We start from the raw sequence: 17,953 nt of genomic DNA on the forward strand, positions 1-17,953 counted from the left end.
CCGTCCAACGCTTGATCTCTTCTTCCATCACTTCGCTCATCGGTGTCTCTTTCGGGGAAAGTAACACCTGAGCAGGAAATCAGTGGGTCATTACATCAGCATGCTCTTGGGCAAGTCGCTCCGCTTCCTCCAGCGAACTACCCGACGACCTCAACTCCTTGAACGTTTTAGCTTGGGTCTTCTGTTTAAAGCTTGCTCTTGCAGCCTTGGCAGCCTTCTGATCCCGATTCTTCGGATCAAGCGCCTTTCGCGCCTCAAGGTACTCTTCAACGCTCATATCATTGAGCCCTTGCTCCTGACCTTTCCATTGCCGATCCATCTCCTTGGATTTGGACGCTGGCAGCGTCTGCGGACTGAAGCACAGTGAATCCTTGCGTGGCATGCGCTTGGACAGCCGCTTGGTTGCCACCGTCCTGTTGCCCTCAGGCGTTCGGTTCCCATCACGCTGGCGCCGCTTGCGTGCGCGTCATGCCTTCGCCAAGCCCTTGAAGGCGTCTTCCACTTCCTCCATCACGTGCAGCAACCGCTTGCCGATACGGGCGCCGGTGTTGTCGGCCTTCGCGGCTGCATAGCCAAACCCGCCCGCGCGCCCCCAACTCCACGGTCACGGCGGCCAGCAGATGGAGACCACCACCTGTTTGAGCGGGGGCGAGGCTGTGGTTGCCTGCGCGGTCGTGCCCTTCGCCACAAACCCGGCGGGCGAGGCCATGACGGTAGATGCGGCAGCAGAGCCGCTGCGTGCACCACCGCTGCCGCCTGAGTCCACCGAAACTGTGCTCTGCCTGACCGGCAGTACCTGACAGCCGCAGGCCAGGTAGGCACCGTGCCTGGCCAGAGGCTGGCCATCGACAATGAAGGTCGGGTCGCCCGTGACGATGGGGAAGGGGCCCACCAAGAAAATCACGCACCTGGAGTATCCCCGAAGTACCTGATAAGAGCTTGCGGAACACTGGCCGGAACAATCAGCGCCCTCGCGGCGGTTTCACGGCGGGCAGATCGGGGTGGTAATGCCCGGTCGTCGCCGGCGATTGATGGCCGGCGGCGTCCTGCTTGTCGCCCCCGTTCCCGACGGCAGCTGTGACGCCGCGATGCTTCAATCCGTGCAGGGGGAAACGATCCTGCTGCTCGAGCACGCCCAGGCGGTTATCCGCCTGCGGCGAACGTGACGGCGCAGGTGGCAAGGGCGGTCACGCCCCGGAGCGGCAGCCGGCAAACAGATCAACATCAAGCTGGTAGACACTGCTCCTGACATCGAACAGGCCCAGGACGGCGTGGTAGATGTTGTCATGGCTGTACGGGGTTCCCTCGGCATGGTAACGAAGGCAGGCCAGGTTGAGGTTGGCGTGAAGTGCGAATGCCGGCGAGAACCACATCAACATGGGCACGCGCGTCTGCTCCGGCGGCGCAATGACGTACGGCGTGCCGTGCAGATACATGCCGCGCTCGCCGAGCGACTCGCCATGATCGGAAACGTAGATCATGGCCACGTCCCGCTGGTCCGAATAGCTTTCGAGCATCTCGATGGTCCTGCCCAGCATGCGGTCGGTGTAGCGCAGCGTATTGTCGTACGTGTTGATCAGCGCCTCGTTGGTGCACTTCTGGATCTGATTGCTGTTGCAGGTCGGGGTGAAGACGGTCGCGTCCGGCGGGTAGCGTTCAAAGTAGGTGGGGCCGTGGCTGCCCAGCTGGTGAAGCACGATCAGGGCATCGCCCTGCATGGCATCGATGCGCGCATTGAGTTGATGCAGCAGCACCTCGTCGTAGCAGGTGCCGTCCCTGTTGACACAGTGTTCGGCCACCTTGAGCGTGGGCATGTCATCGGTGGGCACGCGTGCGCACACCCCTTTGCAGCCACCGTTGTTGTTGTTGCGCCAGAGGATGTTCACGCCGGTGCGCTGCAGGATATCCAGCAGATTCTCCTCGGTTGCGGCGCGCACGTCGTCGTACTGGCTGCGTGCCATCCGGGAAAACATGCAGGGCACGGAAATGGCGGTGGCGGTGCCGCAGGATGAGACGTTCCTGAAGGCGATGATATCCCCTCGCTCCGACAGTACCGGATTGGTTTCGCGCGGGTAGCCAGTGAGCTGGACGTTCTGTGCGCGCGCGGTCTCGCCCACGACGGCAATCACCAGTCTCGGCCGCCTGCCGGCGACCATCGCTGGCCGGGTAGCGTCCTCGGCAACGGCCTGCAGCGGTCGTGATACCGTGAGATATCTGCGTTTGAGGTAACCATTGGCATTGCGTACGACGTTGACCGGCAACACCTTGTCCCTGAGCTCACGATTGTTGCGCAGCAGGGAGGCGTAGTCCTTGTAGAACAACATGGACACTACGGTCAGGATCACCAGTGTTGCCACTGCATTGATCAGCATCCAGCCGGCGGTCTTTCCCGCCGATGCGCTGCCGATGCGCAGCGACACCATTGCCGCAGCCGGAAGGACACCGAGCACCACGATGGTGAGCAGCAGGGGAACGGAGAAGTAGGACCCGAGCTCGGCCTGGTTGGTCTCGAAGACGTTCTGCACCATGCTGCGGTCGATCAGCACGTTGTAGTGCAGCATGAAGTACGTGCAGGCGGCGCTGATGATCACCAGCAGCGCCAGCAGGGGCTTGCGCAGATACGGAAGCGCGAGCACCGGCATGAGCAGCAGGTTGAACAGGCAGAAGAAGAACACCGGCAGGCTCAGGGCGAACATCACGCCGCGCAGGCCATCCAGCTCCAGGTGGGTCCATAGCGTCTGCCACAGTGCGATGTTGCCGAGGGTGGTGAAGAACAGTGCGGCTACCCATGTCAGTTGTACCGGGTTGAGTCGCACAGAGGTCAGGCGTTGAATCACGCGCATTCGTCCAATGAATGAAGAGTGCGCGCAGTATCAAAATGCTCGTATCAGGAAGTTGTCAGGAATGACGCGGTGCGTCCCGGTGGTCCGTGTGGATCAAAGCGCCGTGGCGTCCTGTCCCAGCAGGATGGCCATCCACACGGCACCCACCATCATCAGTGCGACGGTTTGTGCTGCACTGCCCATGTCCTTGGCATTCTTGGACAAGGGGTGGCGCTCAAGCGAGATGCGGTCAACGACGGCTTCGATGGCCGAGTTGAGAAGCTCCACGATCAGGCTGATGAAGCTGGCGGCCAGCATCAGCGCACGCTCCACCGGGGTGACATCAAGCAGCAGCGTGCCTCCCATCAGTGCGCCATGCAGAGCCAGGAGCTGCCGAAAGGCGGCCTCGCCGCGCACGGTTGCCAGGAAGCCATCCCGCGAATGAATCAACGTGTGGAGAATCCGGTTGAATCCGGTTCTGCCGTGGCGATACTTGCCGGTTCCGACGGGGTCTGGCGCTTGCATCTGCTTCTCATCAAGGACGTGATCGAGGCAGATCATTGAGAAGGCGGCGTCAGGAAGCTGTCAGGACCGGCGCGGCATGGCGCGCTTTCCTGGCCGCGCGTGGACGCGCGGCTATCGGCTCTGCGCTGCTCCGTGCCCGGTGCCGGACATGTCCACGGTAAATCGACAGCCGGTCTGCAAGCTTTCGACCGCCATGTGCCATCCCAGGTGGTCCACGATCCGCTGCACGATCGACAGGCCAAGCCCTTCGCCACTCTCGCGCAGGCTGGGCGCGAAACGCTGGAACTGCTGCGGGTCGATGCTGGGTGGCAGGCCCGGGCCGGTGTCGGCAATGGCCAGTGTGGCACCCTCGACGGCGATGCGTATTTCGCCCTGATCGGTGTACTGGCATGCATTGCGCAGCAGGTTCCAGACCACGCTGCGCGCCAGTTCGGCATTGGTATGGATGGACGGCGCCTGTGGCGCATCCAGCCGCACGGTCACCGGCTTTCCCGCCAGCCAGGGGTGGCAGCGCGTCATGCATTCTTCGATCAGCGGGCGTAGTGGCACGTCTTCCTTGGCAAGGCGCTGCGGGTCGCGCGAGAGCAGCAGCAGGCAGGTGAGCTGGCGCTGCATCTCCTGCGTGGTGCGCACGATGCGCTCGCCACTCGCTTTCAGGTGGCTGTCGTCGGGCAGCTGGTGAACGATGGTCTCCGCTGCCCCGGAGATGACGGCCAGTGGGGTGCGCAGTTCATGGCTCGCATCGCCCACGAAGCAGCGTTCGCGCTGCAGAAACTGCTCCGCCTCGTCGCTGTGCTGGGCAAAGGCGCGTGCCAGCACCCCGATCTCATCGCGCGCATCCTGGAACGGGAAGGGGGTCTGCTTGCGTTGCACCGCATCGGCCAGAAGGGTGATCGGGGCGATGACCCGCGCCGCGGTCAGCCGTCCGATCCAGAACGCGCACAGGATGCACAGCAGAATGACCACCAGCGCATAGCCGTCAATCACGTGCTCCAGGTACTGGTAGCGCTCTGCATCCTGGCGGAGGTAGTAGCGCTGGCCATCGCCGTCGAACACCAGCAGGTGCCAGACGTCGGGCGGGTCGGCGCTGTAGTAGCCCGGTGCAAACCTGCGCAGGTCATCGGGTACGCTGCGGCTGTCATAGAGCTGGCTGCCGGGGGAGAGGGTTGGCGTCGTGCCGTTGGCGAGCTCCGACTGCAGCCGATGCATCTCGTCGTGCAGGCTTCTGGAGATGACGTATGCGCGCAGTTCGTCATAGTCCAGCTGCTCGGCGGCGACCACAAACCCCATGACGGCGACCATCAGCAGCACGAACGACACGATGATGCGCACTCTGAGCGTCATCTGGCGGTAGATCGCTTTCATGGTGGCAACGGGCCTCCCTGCATGGTCATTCCGGGGCGGGCGTCCGGGGCGCGTTCAGACGCCAGCCGATGCCATGCACCGTTTCGATGAGCGGATTCGCAAACTGCTTGTCGGTGTGCTGGCGGAGCTCGTGGATGTGCGTCCGCAACGCACCGCTTTCCGGCGGATGGTCGCCCCAGAGCAGGTATTCCATCTCCTGCTTTCTCACCACGTCAGGCGCGGCACGCATCAGGCACAGCAACAGCTTGTGGGTGCTCGGAGTCAGCGTGATGGTCTGGCCCTGCCGCCACGCCTGAGGCGCCCGGGTGTCCACGCGCAGGTCCTGCCAAGTGAGCGTGCCTTGGACGTTGCGGCCCTGGGCACGGCGGACGAGCGCCTGGATGCGCGCATCGAGCTCCTTCAATGAGAAGGGCTTGACCAGGTAGTCGTCCGCACCCTGCGCCAGGCCCTGCACCCGGTCGTCCACCGGGTCGCGGGCGGTCAGCATGATCACCGGCACGGGATTCTGGAATTCCTCGCGAAGCTTCTGGCACAGCGTCATGCCGTCCAGTCGTGGCAGCATCAGGTCCAGCAGGATGGCATCGTAGTCATTCTGCGTGGCCAGGCGCAGGCCGGTGGCGCCATCCCGTGCATCGTCCAGCACATAGCCCAGTGGCTCCAGGAAGCCGTACAGGTTGGCCACCAGCTCGGGGTTGTCCTCGATGATGAGCAGGCGTGTCATGGGGCATCGGCATCCTGGGGCAGAGGGGAACTGTGCGGGATCGGCGCAGGGTTGCCAAGCGTCGCCGGACCCTGCCGCTGAGGGGACGTCGAACGCGTACCTGTCGACAGGGCGCGCACCGCCGTGGACGTCGTTCGGATCAGCGCAGGTAGCCGGATCGTTCGATCACTGCGTCCACTGCCTGCACATCGTCATAGCGCAGCTCCAGCAACGTCGCGATCGCTGTGGCCTTGTCCGGCTGCGCGGCGTAGTACGCGCTCGCGATGCGGTATCCCACGTAGTACCCCAGGTCGCTCACCCCGAACCGGTTGTTGCTGCTGTTGTACAGCCAGTCGCGGTAGTCGTTCCCGCGCCGGTCGGCCTGGAACCGTGCCTTCAGCTCGGCCTCGTGTGCCGGCCCGTACACGTACAGCGGCAGATCGGGCTTCTTCCCGGTGACCAGCTCGGCCACCAGCTCCGCCACGCCTTCGCGCAGTGCGTACTGGGCGAGGGTATCGCCGGCCTCGGCCTGCTGGGTGTGGATGTACTCATGGATGTTGTTCTGCCCGTTGTTGTGGAACGGCTGAGATGCATAGAAGGTGCGCAGCCGGGTCTGCAGAGGCTCGGGAAGCTCCGAGACATCGACGCTGTCGTCGCCCAGGGCGAGTTCGGCGCCAATCAGCACCTTGTCGTCAAGCGTAGTGCCGCCGGTGCGCAGCACGCCGATGGCGTAGGTGATGCCCGCTGGGCGCAGGGCGGGGTACAGGCGGCTGAGTGTGGCCAGATCGGCCTCGAGTGGGGCGGTGGCGGCGAAGGCGCGACCGGTCAGCGGGCGTACCGACGCCCAGTAACGCGGCCAGGCATCAATCGCTGCGACGTACTGGTCGTCGGTGTAGCCGCGCGCCCGCATCAGGGCATGCAGGCCGGGCGTGCCCTTGCCGATGTAGAGCGTGTTGATCAGCGCCTTCCTGCGCACCGGATCGGTTTCGGCACGGATGGCGTCGTACGCGATCCAGAAATTCGCGATGTCGCGTGTCTCCACCTGCGGCGCGGCGGCCGTGGCTGCCGGCACCGTGCCTGCAGCCAAAAGAGCCACGAGCATCCACATCCATGCCTTCATATCGGTCGCCTTGTGGTGATATCCAAGGTTGGATGCAGAAGGCGGTGAGAAGGTTTACACGTCGGCCCCGGTAACGCCGACCCGCAGCGGGCATTCCCGTGAATGCCCGCCCGGCCGTGCGGTTACTTGGGCATCAGCACGCTGTCCACGACGTGGATGACGCCGTTGGACTGGGTAACGTCGGCGATGCTGATCGCCGCCTTGCCGCCCTTGGCATCCACCACCCAGAGCTTGCCATCATGCAGCTTGATGGTCAGCGGCTCGCCTTGAACGGTCTTGAGCGTTGCCGTGCCGCCGTGCTTTCTGGCGTCGGCGGTGAGCTGCATGGAGGTGTAGGTGCCGGGGACGACGTGATAGGTGAGGATCCTGGTCAGGTCGGCCTTGTGCTCGGGTTTGACCAGGGTATCGACGGTGCCCGCCGGCAGTTTGTCGAAGGCGGCGTTGGTGGGCGCAAAGACGGTGAAGGGGCCTTTGCCGTTGAGGGTGTCGACCAGACCGGCGGCCTTCACGGCGGCGACCAGGGTGGTGTGATCCTTGGAGTTGATGGCGTTCTCAACGATGGTCTTCGTCGGGTACATCGCCGCGCCGCCGACCATGACGGTGTCGGCGGCAATGCTGAGCAGAGGGGTGGTGCCGAGTACGGCGAAGCTGGCGGCGATGGCGATGCGTTGAAGAAGAGCGTGCATGGTGCTTCTCCTGATCTGGTGTGCCCTCGGGATGAGGGGTACTGAAGGTACGCAGCGGGCAGGCAAGCGGATGCACGTGGGAGCGACTGTTTCCAGCGGACCGGTGCCATGTACCCGTTATGCGTATTCAGATTCCTTGGTCGTGGCGTCGCTCTAGAATGGACGAACCGCCCGGTGGCGGGATCAGCCGCATAGGGAGCGTGCGATGCGTGTGGGCAGACGTTCATTGACGCAGTTGCGTGCAGACCGCGATGCGCTTCAATACGCGATCGATGTGGAGGCGGCGCGGTTGGCGGCGCAGCAGACACCGGCCGACCGTTGCGCGGAGGCCTTGATGCCGCTCACGTCGCGACTGGTCGAGATCCGCCATCAGATTCTGCTGAAGACGCCCGCGCGCGAATTGATGGCCCGCTGCCGCGAACTGGAGCGGCTCACGTCGGCGCCCGGAAGGCGCTCGGCGACCGGACACTACGCGCTGGAATCGGAGCTGCGCGACCTGCACCTGCATTTCAGCCATCCCCGGCGCCGGCCGCTGACGCTGAAGGTACTGATGATCTTCGTGGCCGTTGTCGCCGCGATGGTCTTTCTGCCGCGCCTGATCGTGGACTGGCTGGTGGGTTAGTCCCCGGCGACGGCGCGCGCGTCTGCGGGCCGCTCCCGCAGCGCCCGGCGCAGCACGTCGAAGATGCGCGGGTCCTGCGCCTGGGCGGCATTGAAGCGCAGCAGCCCACCCGCGCTCAGCGATGGACTGAACGCATTGCCCGGCGCAAGCACCACGCCGTCGGCCAGGCAGGTGCGCGCCAGGGTGGCCGCATCACGGCCGTCGGGCAGGTGGCACCACAGCAGCATCCCCGCCTGCGGCACCAGCCAGGGGCGGATGCCCAGCGCGGCCAGCCGCGCCAGGGTGTGCGCGCGTGCTACGGCCAGGCGGGTACGGATGGACTCCACATGGCGGCGGTAGCCGCTGTAGGTCAGCGCGGTGTGCAGGATGTCGGCGGCCAGGCGCCCGCCGCCGAAGCTGGTGGCGATCTTCAGGTCGGCCAGCTGCTCGATCCAGTCGCCGCGTGCGGCGATGAAGCCGCAGCGCACCGCCGCCGACAGCGTCTTGGAGAAGCTGCCCACCTGGATCACCCGTGACAGCCCATCAAATGCGGCCAGGCGCGGTGCGGGCGTGTGCTCGAAGTCCGCGAACAGATCGTCCTCGACGATCACCAGGTCGCTGTGCTCGGCCAACGACAGCAGGCGGTGCGCGGTGGCCGGCGACAACACCGCACCGGTCGGGTTGTGGATGCCCGAATTGGTGATGTACAGCCGTGGCGAATGTGCTTCCAGTGCGGCGGCGAAGGCAGCCACGTCCGGCCCGTTGGCGGTATAGGGCACGCCCACCACCTGCACCCGGTGCGCCTTGAGCAGTGCCAGGAAGTTGAAATAGCACGGGTCATCGATGAGCACGGTGTCGCCGGGTTCCAGCAGGAAACGGCAGATCAGGTCGATCGCGTGCGATCCCGATTCGGTCAGCATGATCTGCTCGGGTGCGGCATCGATGCCGTGGCCGGCCAGGCGCCGCGCCAGCAGTTGCCGCAACGGCGGCAGCCCAAGCGGGGTGGCGTAACCGGCCAGTGCCGATGCGCTGCTGCGCGCGGCATGGCGCAGGCCACGGCGGATCCCGTCCACGTACATCCAGTCGTCGGGCAGCCAGCCGCAGCCCGGTTTGAGCACGCTGGCGTCCTGCTCCAGCGACTGCCGCGCCAACCACAGCGGGTCCACCTGGCGATCGCGCGGCGGCCCCATCTCGGCCAGCGCCAGCGGTGCCACCGGCCCGATGACGTAGAAGCCCGAGCCGGGCCGGGCCACGATGAGCCCTTCGGCCGCCAACCGCTCGTAGGCCTCCACGATGGTGGACACCGACAACTGCAGTGCCCGGGCCTGGGCACGCACCGAGGGCAGGCGCATGCCGGGCAGATAGGTGCGCGCGGTGATCTTCGCGCGCACGGCGGTCATCACCGCATCGATGCGGGTGGCGGGCGGCGTCATCGGTGTGTGCATTCCGTAGGGGAGGTCAGGGCATAACAGTTACGTCGAAGTGTACTGGACTGTCTCTGGGGGAAGGCCGGGTCGGCGTGATCCACTGGCCGTCCCCTACAAGGATTGGACGATGGACAACGCGACACGCGGCTGGATGAACGGGTTGATTGGCGTGGTGATCTTTGCCGGCTCGCTGCCGGCCACCCGTGTGGCAGTGGCGGATCTGGACCCGCTGTTCCTGACCGCCGCGCGCGCCAGCATCGCCGCCGTGCTCGGGTGGGCGCTGCTGCACGCGCTGGGCCAGCGGCGACCGGCCGCAGCGGTGTTGCCTGCGCTGGCGGTCGTGGCGTTGGGCGTGGTGGTCGGATTTCCGCTGCTCACCGCCTTGGCGCTGCAGCATGTGTCATCGGCGCACTCGATCGTGTTCCTCGGGCTGCTGCCCCTGAGCACGGCGGTGTTCGGCGTGCTGCGCGGCGGCGAGCGGCTGCGCCCCGCGTTCTGGGGGTTCTCGCTGCTCGGCAGCGTGGTGGTGGTTGGCTACGCGCTCGGCAACGGTATCGAGGCTTCGCTGCAGGGCGACCTGCTGATGCTGGCAGCAGTGGTGGTATGCGGGCTGGGGTACGCCGAAGGGGCGCGGTTGGCGCGCACGCTGGGTGGCTGGCAGGTGATCAGCTGGGCGCTGGTGGTGTCGCTGCCGCTGATGCTGCCGCTGATGCTGCTGCGCTGGCCGGCATCGTTGGCACAGGTGGGCGCGCCCGCCTGGTGGGGGCTGGGCTACGTGTCGGTGTTCAGCATGTTGATCGGTTTCATGTTCTGGTACCGCGGCCTGGCCCAGGGCGGGATCGCCGCCGTCGGCCAGCTGCAGTTGCTGCAGCCGTTCTTCGGCCTGGCCCTGGCCGCGCTGCTGCTGCACGAAACGGTGAGCCCGATGATGCTGGTGGTCACGCTGTGCGCGGTGGCCTGCGTGGCGGGCGCCCGGCGGTTCGCACGCTGAGGCGTCAGCCGCTGACCAGGCCGTGCCCGCCCACCGGGGCGGTCTCGAAGCGCTCGCCGAAGCCGGTGATCATCGGGCGCGCCTGGGCGATGGCCGCCTGTACGGCCGGCAGGGCGAGGGAGGCGCGGTGCAGGTCGGCGCTCTCCCATGCCTCGGTGATCCAGATCGCGTCCGGATCGGCCGGGTCGGTGGCAACCACGTAGCTCAGGCAGCCGGGCATGGCGCCGGTACCGTCGAGAAGAATCGCGATCACCCGATCGCGCTCGCCGGCCGCAGTCTTCATCTTGCCGATCAATCCGTACATGGTGCACTCCTAAACAGGTCCGGCGCCCATGCTGGGCATGCGGGCGGCACAGGTCAACGCCCGCCGCATTGAGGGGCTGGCGGCGCTGCGGTATCCTGCGCGCCGCTTTCGCCTCCGGGCCGGACCTGCTGTGATGACGCCACCCTGACAACGCGCTGACGACGCGCCCGTGCCAGTGCCGGGTCCAGGGAGTGCCTTGTTTCCATCACACAACGCGCCGCGCGCCGCGCCGGTGCGTGGAGTTTTTTCATGTCCGTTTCCTATCCGCTGCGCCAGCAATGGCTCGGCAATATCCGTGGCGACCTGCTGTCCGGCGCCGTCGTGGCACTGGCGCTGATCCCCGAAGCGATCGCCTTCTCGATCATCGCCGGCGTCGACCCCAAGGTCGGTTTGTACGCGTCGTTCTGCATCGCGGTGGTCACCGCCATCGCCGGCGGCCGCCCCGGCATGATTTCGGCGGCCACCGGCGCGATGGCCCTGGTGATGGTCGACCTCGTCCGCGACCACGGCCTGCAGTACCTGCTGGCTGCGACGATCCTGGCCGGCCTGCTGCAGGTGGTGGCCGGCGCATTGAAGCTGGGGGCCCTCATGCGCTTCGTGTCGCGTTCGGTGATCACCGGTTTCGTCAACGCCCTGGCCATCCTGATCTTCCTGGCGCAGATGCCCGAGCTGATCGGACGGTCCTGGCAGGTATGGGCGGTGTGCGCGGCCGGGCTGGCGATCATCTACCTGCTGCCGCGGCTGACCCGTGCGGTGCCGTCGCCGCTGGTGGCGATCGTGGTGCTGACCGTGCTGTCGATCGGATTTGGCTGGGAGGTGCGCACGGTCGGCGACATGGGCGCACTGCCGGACAGCCTGCCGACGTTCCTGTTCCCGGATGTTCCGTTGACCTGGGACACGCTGCGCCTGCTGCTGCCGGTGTCGGCGACGCTGGCGGTCGTGGGTCTGCTGGAGTCGATGATGACCGCGCAGATCGTCGAGGACATGACCGACACCCCCAGCCAGCGCAACCGCGAATGCGCCGGACAGGGCCTGGCCAACATCACTGCCGGGCTGTTCGGCGGCATGGGCGGCTGCGCGATGATCGGGCAGTCGGTGATCAACGTGTCCTCGGGCGGGCGCGGGCGGCTGTCGTGCCTGGTCGCCGGTGTGCTGTTGCTGCTGCTGGTGGTCTATGGCGCCCACTGGGTGCGGCAGATTCCGATGGCCGCGCTGGTGGCGGTGATGATCATGGTCAGCATCGGCACCTTCCATTGGCGCTCGTTCCAGGAACTGCGGCTGCACCCGAAGAGCTCGTCGCTGGTGATGGTGGCCACCGTGGTGGTCACCGTGATCACCCACGACCTGGCCAAGGGAGTGTTGACCGGGGTGCTGCTGTCGGCGCTGTTCTTCGCGCGCAAGGTGGGGCGCATGCTCGATGTCCACGCCGTCGCGCAGGCCGATGGCAGCTGCACCTACACCGTCGCCGGGCAGGTGTTCTTCGCGTCGGCCGGGCAGTTCGCTGCCAGCTTTGATCTGCAGCATGTTCCCGCGCGCGTGGTGATCGACCTGTCGAACGCGCACTTCTGGGACCTCAGCGCGGTGGCTGCGCTGGAACGGGTGGTGGCCAGGCTGCGTGCGCATGGCGCGCAGGTCGAGGTCCGCGGGCTCAATGCGGCCAGCCAGACCCTGGTCGAGCGCCTGGCGCGGACACCGGGCGTGGATGGGCTGCCACCGGGCGGACACTGAACCCGGTCAGGAAACGCGGCTAAACATCGGCGCGGCAAGGCCGTTATCCAGCTCAATGCCCGGTGCGTGAGTGTCACCGTCCCGGGCTGGACCGCAATGGACTGCGCGATGCCGTAGTGGCGCTCGATGGCGTCCGCTGACCCTGTACCCTATTTCCGGAACCGCCCCCATGCCTGCGTCCCGCTCGACCGCTTCCAAGCGCCCCGGCAGCATCGCCAACCGGCTGATGCTCGGTACCGCACTGATTGCCATGCTCTGCTTCGGCGTCACCGCGGCCATCAGCTACCGCGAAGCCAGCCAGGCGCTGGTGGAGTCCTCGCGGCGGACCATGCAGAGCCAGGCCGAGGCCGAGGCGCGCCGGGTCAATACCGACCTGTCCGCTGCGTTCGCCACCAGCCAGGCACTGGCCGACAGCCTGGTGGTGCAGCATGCCGCCGGCACGCTGTCGCGCGGCACCGCCGCACAGATCCTGCAGCAGCAGCTGCGCTCGCACCCGGAGTGGGTGGGCCTAGGCACGCTGTGGGAACCGCAGGCGTTCGACGGCAAGGATGCCGATTTCGTCGATGCCGAGGCCCACGATGCCACCGGCCGCTTCATGAGCTACTGGGCCTGGCAGGACGGCAACCCGGTGCAGGACGTGCTCAAGGGCTACGACGTGCCTGGCGACGGCGACTGGTACCTGCGCCCGCGCGAGCTCAAGCGCCCCACCGTGGCCGAGCCGTACCGCTATGAGATCGGCGGCAAGCCGGTGCTGATGACCACGCTGTCCACGCCGGTGCTGGACAACGGCACCTTCCTCGGTGCGGTGACCGTGGACTTCGGCCTGGCCGCACTGCAGGAGCGCCTGGCCGCGCTGCGTCCGATGGGCGAGGGCCATGTGGAGCTGATTTCGCCGGCCGGCATCGTGCTGGCCGCCGCCGACGCCAAGGAGATCGGCACGCGCCGCGAGGACGCGGCGACCCGCCGCCTGCTGGCGCAGATCGCGGCGGACAAGCCGTACGAGGATTTCCACCAAGACGCCGCCGGCAACGTCAAGGCGTACGTGCCGCTGCGCATCGGCGGCAGCCAGGAGCGCTTCGCGCTCGGCGTGATCGTGCCGCACGACCTGATCACCGCGCAGGCCCGCGCGCTGCTCTGGATCATCCTGGCCGTGGGCCTGGGCGCGGCGCTGGTGCTCAGCGGCAGCGTCTATGTGCTGCTGCGCCGCCAGGCGATCCGTCCGCTGGCCGATGCGGTGCGGCTGTCGGCCGAGGTCGCCGACGGTCGCCTGGATACGCCGTTGCCGGCGGTGCGCGATGACGAAGTGGGCCGCCTGCTGCAGTCGATGCAGCGCATGCGTGACCAGCTGCAGGCGGTGATGACCGCCCAGGCCGAGATGGCACGGCGCCACGAAGCCGGCGAGCTGAGCTACCGCATGGATGCCGAGGGGTTCCCCGGCGCGTACGGCCGCATGGTGCACGACACCAACCACCTGGTGGGTGCCAACATCGGCGTGACCCGGCGCCTGGTCGAGGTGATGCAGCGCTATGCGGTCGGCGACCTCACCCCGGACATGGACCGCCTGCCCGGTGAGCAGGCCGCGTTCACCGCGGCGATGGATACCACCAAGGGCAACCTGCGCGCGATCAACACCCAGATCCAGGATCTGGCCGGCGCGGCGGCCATCGGCGACTTCAGCCAGCGCGGCGACGTGGTGCGGTTCGACCACGACTTCCGCCTGATGGTGGAGAACCTCAACACCATGATGCAGGTGAGCGACGACAACCTGCAGCAGATTTCCGACCTGCTGCAGGCGATCGCGGCGGGCGACCTGACCGCGCGCATGCACGGTGAGTTCCACGGCGTGTTCGCCCGCATGCGCGACGATGCCGATACCACCGTGAGCCAGCTCACCGACATCGTCGGCCGTATCCAGCAGGCCACCGACAGCATCAACCTGGCCGCCGGCGAGATCGCCTCGGGCAACAGCGATCTGTCGCGCCGCACCGAGCAGCAGGCCGCCAGTCTGGAGGAAACCGCGGCATCGATGGAAGAGCTGACCTCCACCGTGCGTCAGAATGCCGACCATGCGGTGCAGGCCAACCAGCTGGCCGCCGGCGCTGCCGAGGTAGCGTCGCAGGGTGGCCTGGTGGTGGGCCAGGTGGTGACGACGATGGCCGGTATCGAAGCGTCCTCCAAGCGCATCGCCGAGATCATCACGGTCATCGACGGGATCGCCTTCCAGACCAACATCCTGGCCCTGAACGCAGCGGTGGAAGCGGCGCGCGCGGGTGAGCAGGGCCGTGGTTTCGCGGTGGTCGCCTCTGAAGTGCGCGCCTTGGCGCAGCGCTCGGCCGGCGCGGCCAAGGAGATCAAGACGCTGATCGACGATTCGGTCGAGCAGGTCAGCCAGGGCTCGGCGCTGGTGCAGACCGCCGGCCGAACGATGGAGGACATCGTCAGCGGCGTGCGCCGGGTCAACGACATCATGGCCGAGATCTCGGCGGCCTCGAAGGAACAGTCGGCCGGCATCGAGCAGGTCAACCAGACCATCACCCAGATGGACGAAACCACGCAGCAGAACGCAGCGCTGGTCGAAGAAGCGACGGCAGCGGCACGTGCGATGGAAGAGCAGGCACAGCAGCTGGGCACCGCAGTGTCGATCTTCCGCCTGCAGGCGCCGGCCGCACCGGTGCAGCGTGCGGGCGGACGCGCACCGGCAACGGTGTGAGCCAGGCGTCCGGCATGCGCGTCGGTGCATGCCGGCACCGGCGCGCTTCACCCTGGAATCATCGGGCGGTCCTAGACTTGCGGGCGTTCCCCTGACCGCGCAGGCACCGTCATGACAGCGCCCTCCGACCGCCTCGGTCTTTCCGCACTGACCGCATTGGTGGTCGGCTCGATGATCGGGGCCGGCATCTTCTCGCTGCCGCAGAACATCGCGCGCAGCGCCGGCCCCGGGGCCGCGTTGATCGGCTGGGCGATCAGCGGGCTGGGCATGCTGATGCTGGCGTTTGTGTTCCAGAACCTGGCCAACCGCAAGCCCGGGTTGGACACCGGCATCTACGCCTACGCCAAGGCTGGATTCGGCGACTACATCGGGTTCTCATCGGCCTGGGGCTACTGGGTCTGCTCGCTGCTGGGCAATGTCAGCTACTTCGTGCTGATCTTCAGCGGCCTGGGCTACTTTGTGCCTGCCTTCGGCGAAGGCAACACCTGGCAGGCGGTGGCATGTGCATCGGTGCTGCTGTGGTCGATGCACGCGATGATCCTGCGCGGCATCCGCGAGGCGGCGCTGGTCAACGCGGTGGTGACGGTGGCCAAGATCGTGCCGATCGTGGTGTTTCTGATCATCGCCGCGATCGGTTTCAGGGCCGACATCTTCACTGGCGATTTCTGGGGTACCGCCACGCTGGGCAGCCTGGGCGAGCAGCTGCGCGGGATGATGCTGATCACCGTCTGGGTGTTCATCGGCATCGAGGGCGCCAGTATCTACTCGCGGCGTGCAGGAAAGCGCGCCGACGTGGGGCGCGCCACCGTGATCGGCTTCCTGTGCGTGCTGGCGTTGCTGATGCTGGTGAATCTGCTGTCGATGGGCGTGCTCGGCCACGAGAAGCTGGCGCACCTGCACAACCCCTCGATGGCGTTCGTGCTGGAGGCCATTGTTGGCCCGTGGGGAGCCACCCTGATCATCATCGGCATGATCGTGTCGGTGCTGGGCGCGCTGCTGGCCTGGGTGCTGCTGTGTGCCGAAGTGCTGTACGCCGCGGCCGGGGACGGCACGATGCCCGCTTTCCTGGCCCGCCAGAACGCCAACGACGTGCCCGCCAACGCGCTGTGGCTCACCAACGGATTGATCCAGCTGTTCCTGGTGATCACCCTGTTCAATGCCGGCACTTACACCAGTCTGGTGTTGCTGGGCGCCTCGATGGCGCTGGTGCCGTACCTGTTCTCGGCCGGTTACGGGGTGCTGATCGCGTGGCGTGGCGAAGGCTACACCGACCCCGCCGCGCCGCGCCGGCGCGACCTGTTCGTGGCGTTGCTGGCCACCGTGTATGCGGTGTGGCTGGTGTATGCCGGCGGCGTGGCGCAGGTGATGCTGTCGGCGCTGCTGTACGCACCGGGCATGCTCATGTTCGCTTTGGCCAAGCGGCAGCACGGGCAGCCGGTGTTCACTCCGGTGGAGTGGGGGATCGCCGGGGGCGTGCTGGGCGTGGCGCTGTGCGGGGTATGGGGGCTGTGGCACGGCAGCCTGACGCTGGCCTGAGCTGCGGCAGCGGTTGCCGGCCCGGTCCGGTCGTCCCGTTCATGCCGCGCTGTCGACGCGGCTGCCGGCAGGGGCGAATCCACGGCGCCCCAGCCACAGCGCCAGGTGGACCAGCAGGATCAGCACCGGTACCTCCACCAGCGGCCCGATCACCGCCGCGAACGCCACCGGCGAGGCCAGGCCGAACGAGGCGATGGCCACCGCGATCGCCAGTTCGAAGTTGTTGCCGGTGGCGGTGAAGGCGATGGCCGTGGTGCGTGGGTAGTCCTTGGCGATCCACCGGCCCATGAAGAAGCTGATCAGGAACTGCAGCAGGAAGTAGAGCGTCAGGGGGAGCGCGATGCGGATCGCATCCAGGGGCAGGCGCAGCACATCACTGCCTTTGAGGCTGAACATCAGCACGATGGTGAACAACAGCGCGGCCAGCGTCAGCGGGCTGATTGCGGGTAGGAAGCGCGTTTCGTACCAGTCCGCACCGCGCATGCGGGTCAGCAGCACCCGCCCCAGCCATGCGGCTGCAAACGGAATGCCCAGATACACCAGCACGGCGCTGGCGATGGTCCAGGGACTGACGTCGATCACGCTGCGCTCCAGGCCGAACAGCGGTGGCAGCACCGACAGGAACAGCCAGGCGTACAGGCTGAAGAACGCGATCTGGAACAGCGAATTGAACGCGACCAGGCCGGCGACATACCGGTTGTCGCCACGCGCGAGCTGATTCCAGACCAGCACCATTGCGATACAGCGCGCCAGCCCGATCAGGATCAGGCCGGTCATGTAATCGGGATGGTCGCGCAGCAGCAGGGCGGCCAGCGCGAACATCAGCACCGGCCCGACCACCCAGTTCTGCACCAGCGACAGCAGCAGCACGCGCTTGTCGGCAAACACGGTGGGCAGGGTATCCATGCGCACTTTCGCCAGCGGGGGATACATCATCAGGATCAGGCCGATCGCGATGGGGATGTTGGTGCTGCCGATACTGAGGGCATCCAGGGCGGCGGGCAGGCCCTCGAACCAGGCGCCCAAGGCAATGCCGAGCGCCATCGCCGCGAAGATCCACAGCGTCAGCCAACGGTCCAGGAAGGACAGGCGGGGGGCGGCGGGAGACGTCATGGCGTCGGCATGCAGCGGGCATCCGGTCCGCAGGCGGCGTCGCCGGCGCAGCAGTTCTCGGTCAGGTAGCCGATCAGTCCGTTCATCGCGTCGAACTCGGCGCGGTAGCAGATGCTGCGGCCCCGCGCTTCGGCCGTCACCAGCCCGGCAGCCGCCAGTTCCTTGAGGTGGAAGGAGAGGGTGGCCCCGGGCAACGACAGTTCAGCGGCGATCTCGCCGGCGAGGCGACCGCTGTGGCCCGCCTGGACCAGCAGGCGGAATACGCTCAGGCGGGTGGCGTGGCCCAGCGCGGCGAGGGCGGTGGTTGCGGTTTTGTGTTCCATGT

The 17,953-nt window shown here is 66.8% G+C and carries 17 protein-coding genes; 5 read left to right on the plus strand and 12 right to left on the minus strand.

From position 1 onward, the window contains the following. Positions 1-79 precede the first annotated feature (79 nt). The 8 genes from ACPEH8_RS06595 to ACPEH8_RS06630 all read right to left on the minus strand — a co-directional run bounded on the left by ACPEH8_RS06595 (position 80) and on the right by ACPEH8_RS06630 (position 7,218). Positions 80-409 (minus strand): polymorphic toxin type 15 domain-containing protein, encoded by a 330-nt coding sequence (locus ACPEH8_RS06595; protein ID WP_423666343.1) that lies wholly within the window; start codon positions 407-409, stop codon positions 80-82. 195 nt (positions 410-604) lie between these two features. Next, a complete protein-coding gene (locus ACPEH8_RS06600; protein WP_082316333.1) occupies positions 605-904 on the minus strand; it encodes a PAAR domain-containing protein in 300 nt (99 codons plus the stop codon). A gap of 283 nt (positions 905-1,187) precedes the next feature. After that, a complete protein-coding gene (locus ACPEH8_RS06605; RefSeq protein ID WP_423666345.1) occupies positions 1,188-2,843 on the minus strand; it encodes a phosphoethanolamine transferase in 1,656 nt (551 codons plus the stop codon). 93 nt (positions 2,844-2,936) lie between these two features. Beyond that, entirely contained in the window at positions 2,937-3,347 is a 411-nt protein-coding gene (locus tag ACPEH8_RS06610; RefSeq protein ID WP_313159795.1) for a diacylglycerol kinase, read from the minus strand. Positions 3,348-3,458: 111 nt separating this feature from the next. Next, a complete protein-coding gene (locus ACPEH8_RS06615) occupies positions 3,459-4,712 on the minus strand; it encodes a HAMP domain-containing sensor histidine kinase (protein ID WP_313159787.1) in 1,254 nt (417 codons plus the stop codon). Between the two features lie 25 nt (positions 4,713-4,737). Then, positions 4,738-5,433 (minus strand): response regulator transcription factor, encoded by a 696-nt coding sequence (locus ACPEH8_RS06620; protein WP_017354813.1) that lies wholly within the window; start codon positions 5,431-5,433, stop codon positions 4,738-4,740. 139 nt (positions 5,434-5,572) lie between these two features. After that, entirely contained in the window at positions 5,573-6,520 is a 948-nt protein-coding gene (locus ACPEH8_RS06625) for a hypothetical protein (protein ID WP_153164871.1), read from the minus strand. A gap of 134 nt (positions 6,521-6,654) precedes the next feature. Next, positions 6,655-7,218 (minus strand): fasciclin domain-containing protein, encoded by a 564-nt coding sequence (locus tag ACPEH8_RS06630; RefSeq protein WP_423666347.1) that lies wholly within the window; start codon positions 7,216-7,218, stop codon positions 6,655-6,657. A 226-nt stretch (positions 7,219-7,444) separates the two neighbouring features. On the opposite strand from ACPEH8_RS06630, the gene ACPEH8_RS06635 reads away from it, so the two are divergent. Further along, positions 7,445-7,840, plus strand: coding sequence for a hypothetical protein (locus tag ACPEH8_RS06635; RefSeq protein WP_017354810.1), 396 nt, complete (start codon positions 7,445-7,447; stop codon positions 7,838-7,840). On the opposite strand, the gene ACPEH8_RS06640 is transcribed toward ACPEH8_RS06635, so the two are convergent. Next, positions 7,837-9,252, minus strand: a complete 1,416-nt coding sequence (locus ACPEH8_RS06640) for a PLP-dependent aminotransferase family protein (RefSeq protein WP_423666349.1) — start codon at positions 9,250-9,252, stop codon at positions 7,837-7,839. The two genes, ACPEH8_RS06635 and ACPEH8_RS06640, sit on opposite strands and share 4 nt — an antisense overlap. A gap of 121 nt (positions 9,253-9,373) precedes the next feature. Here ACPEH8_RS06640 and ACPEH8_RS06645 point away from each other — a divergent pair, with 121 nt between their 5' ends. Then, entirely contained in the window at positions 9,374-10,237 is an 864-nt protein-coding gene (locus ACPEH8_RS06645) for a DMT family transporter (RefSeq protein WP_423666351.1), read from the plus strand. Positions 10,238-10,241: 4 nt separating this feature from the next. Here ACPEH8_RS06645 and ACPEH8_RS06650 read toward each other — a convergent pair whose 3' ends face one another. Further along, the gene (locus ACPEH8_RS06650; protein ID WP_017354807.1) at positions 10,242-10,541 is read right to left on the minus strand and encodes a putative quinol monooxygenase; all 300 of its coding nucleotides are present in this window, start codon (positions 10,539-10,541) and stop codon (positions 10,242-10,244) included. Between the two features lie 249 nt (positions 10,542-10,790). Here ACPEH8_RS06650 and ACPEH8_RS06655 point away from each other — a divergent pair, with 249 nt between their 5' ends. The 3 genes from ACPEH8_RS06655 to arcD all read left to right on the plus strand — a co-directional run bounded on the left by ACPEH8_RS06655 (position 10,791) and on the right by arcD (position 16,515). Next, on the plus strand, positions 10,791-12,269 hold the full coding sequence (locus ACPEH8_RS06655) for a SulP family inorganic anion transporter (RefSeq protein ID WP_423666353.1): 1,479 nt from the start codon (positions 10,791-10,793) through the stop codon (positions 12,267-12,269). Between the two features lie 169 nt (positions 12,270-12,438). Continuing rightward, on the plus strand, positions 12,439-14,979 hold the full coding sequence (locus ACPEH8_RS06660) for a methyl-accepting chemotaxis protein (RefSeq protein WP_136005275.1): 2,541 nt from the start codon (positions 12,439-12,441) through the stop codon (positions 14,977-14,979). 111 nt (positions 14,980-15,090) lie between these two features. Then, a complete protein-coding gene (gene arcD, locus ACPEH8_RS06665; RefSeq protein ID WP_166473475.1) occupies positions 15,091-16,515 on the plus strand; it encodes an arginine-ornithine antiporter in 1,425 nt (474 codons plus the stop codon). Positions 16,516-16,554: 39 nt separating this feature from the next. Here the strand turns inward: arcD and arsB are convergent, their stop codons facing one another. Together arsB and ACPEH8_RS06675 are read right to left on the minus strand one after the other, a co-directional pair. After that, positions 16,555-17,628, minus strand: a complete 1,074-nt coding sequence (gene arsB / locus ACPEH8_RS06670; RefSeq protein ID WP_017354803.1) for an ACR3 family arsenite efflux transporter — start codon at positions 17,626-17,628, stop codon at positions 16,555-16,557. After that, positions 17,625-17,951, minus strand: a complete 327-nt coding sequence (locus ACPEH8_RS06675) for an ArsR/SmtB family transcription factor (RefSeq protein WP_136005267.1) — start codon at positions 17,949-17,951, stop codon at positions 17,625-17,627. The genes arsB and ACPEH8_RS06675 overlap by 4 nt, the downstream gene beginning before the upstream one ends. Between the last annotated feature and the right edge of the window lie 2 nt (positions 17,952-17,953).

It is taken from the genome of Stenotrophomonas sp. NPDC077461 (genome assembly GCF_049545475.1).
Taxonomy (GTDB): Bacteria; Pseudomonadota; Gammaproteobacteria; order Xanthomonadales; family Xanthomonadaceae; genus Stenotrophomonas; species Stenotrophomonas nematodicola.

Excerpts from the sequence above, each read along its gene's own strand:
- ACPEH8_RS06675 (WP_136005267.1), bottom strand. The coding sequence starts at position 17,951 with ATGGAACACAAAACCGCAACCACCGCCCTCGCCGCGCTGGGCCACGCC.
- ACPEH8_RS06645 (WP_423666351.1), top strand. The coding sequence starts at position 9,374 with ATGGACAACGCGACACGCGGCTGGATGAACGGGTTGATTGGCGTGGTG.
- ACPEH8_RS06630 (WP_423666347.1), bottom strand. The coding sequence starts at position 7,218 with ATGCACGCTCTTCTTCAACGCATCGCCATCGCCGCCAGCTTCGCCGTA.
- ACPEH8_RS06605 (WP_423666345.1), bottom strand. The coding sequence starts at position 2,843 with ATGCGCGTGATTCAACGCCTGACCTCTGTGCGACTCAACCCGGTACAA.
- ACPEH8_RS06655 (WP_423666353.1), top strand. The coding sequence starts at position 10,791 with ATGTCCGTTTCCTATCCGCTGCGCCAGCAATGGCTCGGCAATATCCGT.
- ACPEH8_RS06650 (WP_017354807.1), bottom strand. The coding sequence starts at position 10,541 with ATGTACGGATTGATCGGCAAGATGAAGACTGCGGCCGGCGAGCGCGAT.
- ACPEH8_RS06660 (WP_136005275.1), top strand. The coding sequence starts at position 12,439 with ATGCCTGCGTCCCGCTCGACCGCTTCCAAGCGCCCCGGCAGCATCGCC.
- arsB (WP_017354803.1), bottom strand. The coding sequence starts at position 17,628 with ATGACGTCTCCCGCCGCCCCCCGCCTGTCCTTCCTGGACCGTTGGCTG.
- ACPEH8_RS06640 (WP_423666349.1), bottom strand. The coding sequence starts at position 9,252 with ATGACGCCGCCCGCCACCCGCATCGATGCGGTGATGACCGCCGTGCGC.
- arcD (WP_166473475.1), top strand. The coding sequence starts at position 15,091 with ATGACAGCGCCCTCCGACCGCCTCGGTCTTTCCGCACTGACCGCATTG.
- ACPEH8_RS06620 (WP_017354813.1), bottom strand. The coding sequence starts at position 5,433 with ATGACACGCCTGCTCATCATCGAGGACAACCCCGAGCTGGTGGCCAAC.
- ACPEH8_RS06625 (WP_153164871.1), bottom strand. The coding sequence starts at position 6,520 with ATGTGGATGCTCGTGGCTCTTTTGGCTGCAGGCACGGTGCCGGCAGCC.
- ACPEH8_RS06610 (WP_313159795.1), bottom strand. The coding sequence starts at position 3,347 with ATGCAAGCGCCAGACCCCGTCGGAACCGGCAAGTATCGCCACGGCAGA.
- ACPEH8_RS06615 (WP_313159787.1), bottom strand. The coding sequence starts at position 4,712 with ATGAAAGCGATCTACCGCCAGATGACGCTCAGAGTGCGCATCATCGTG.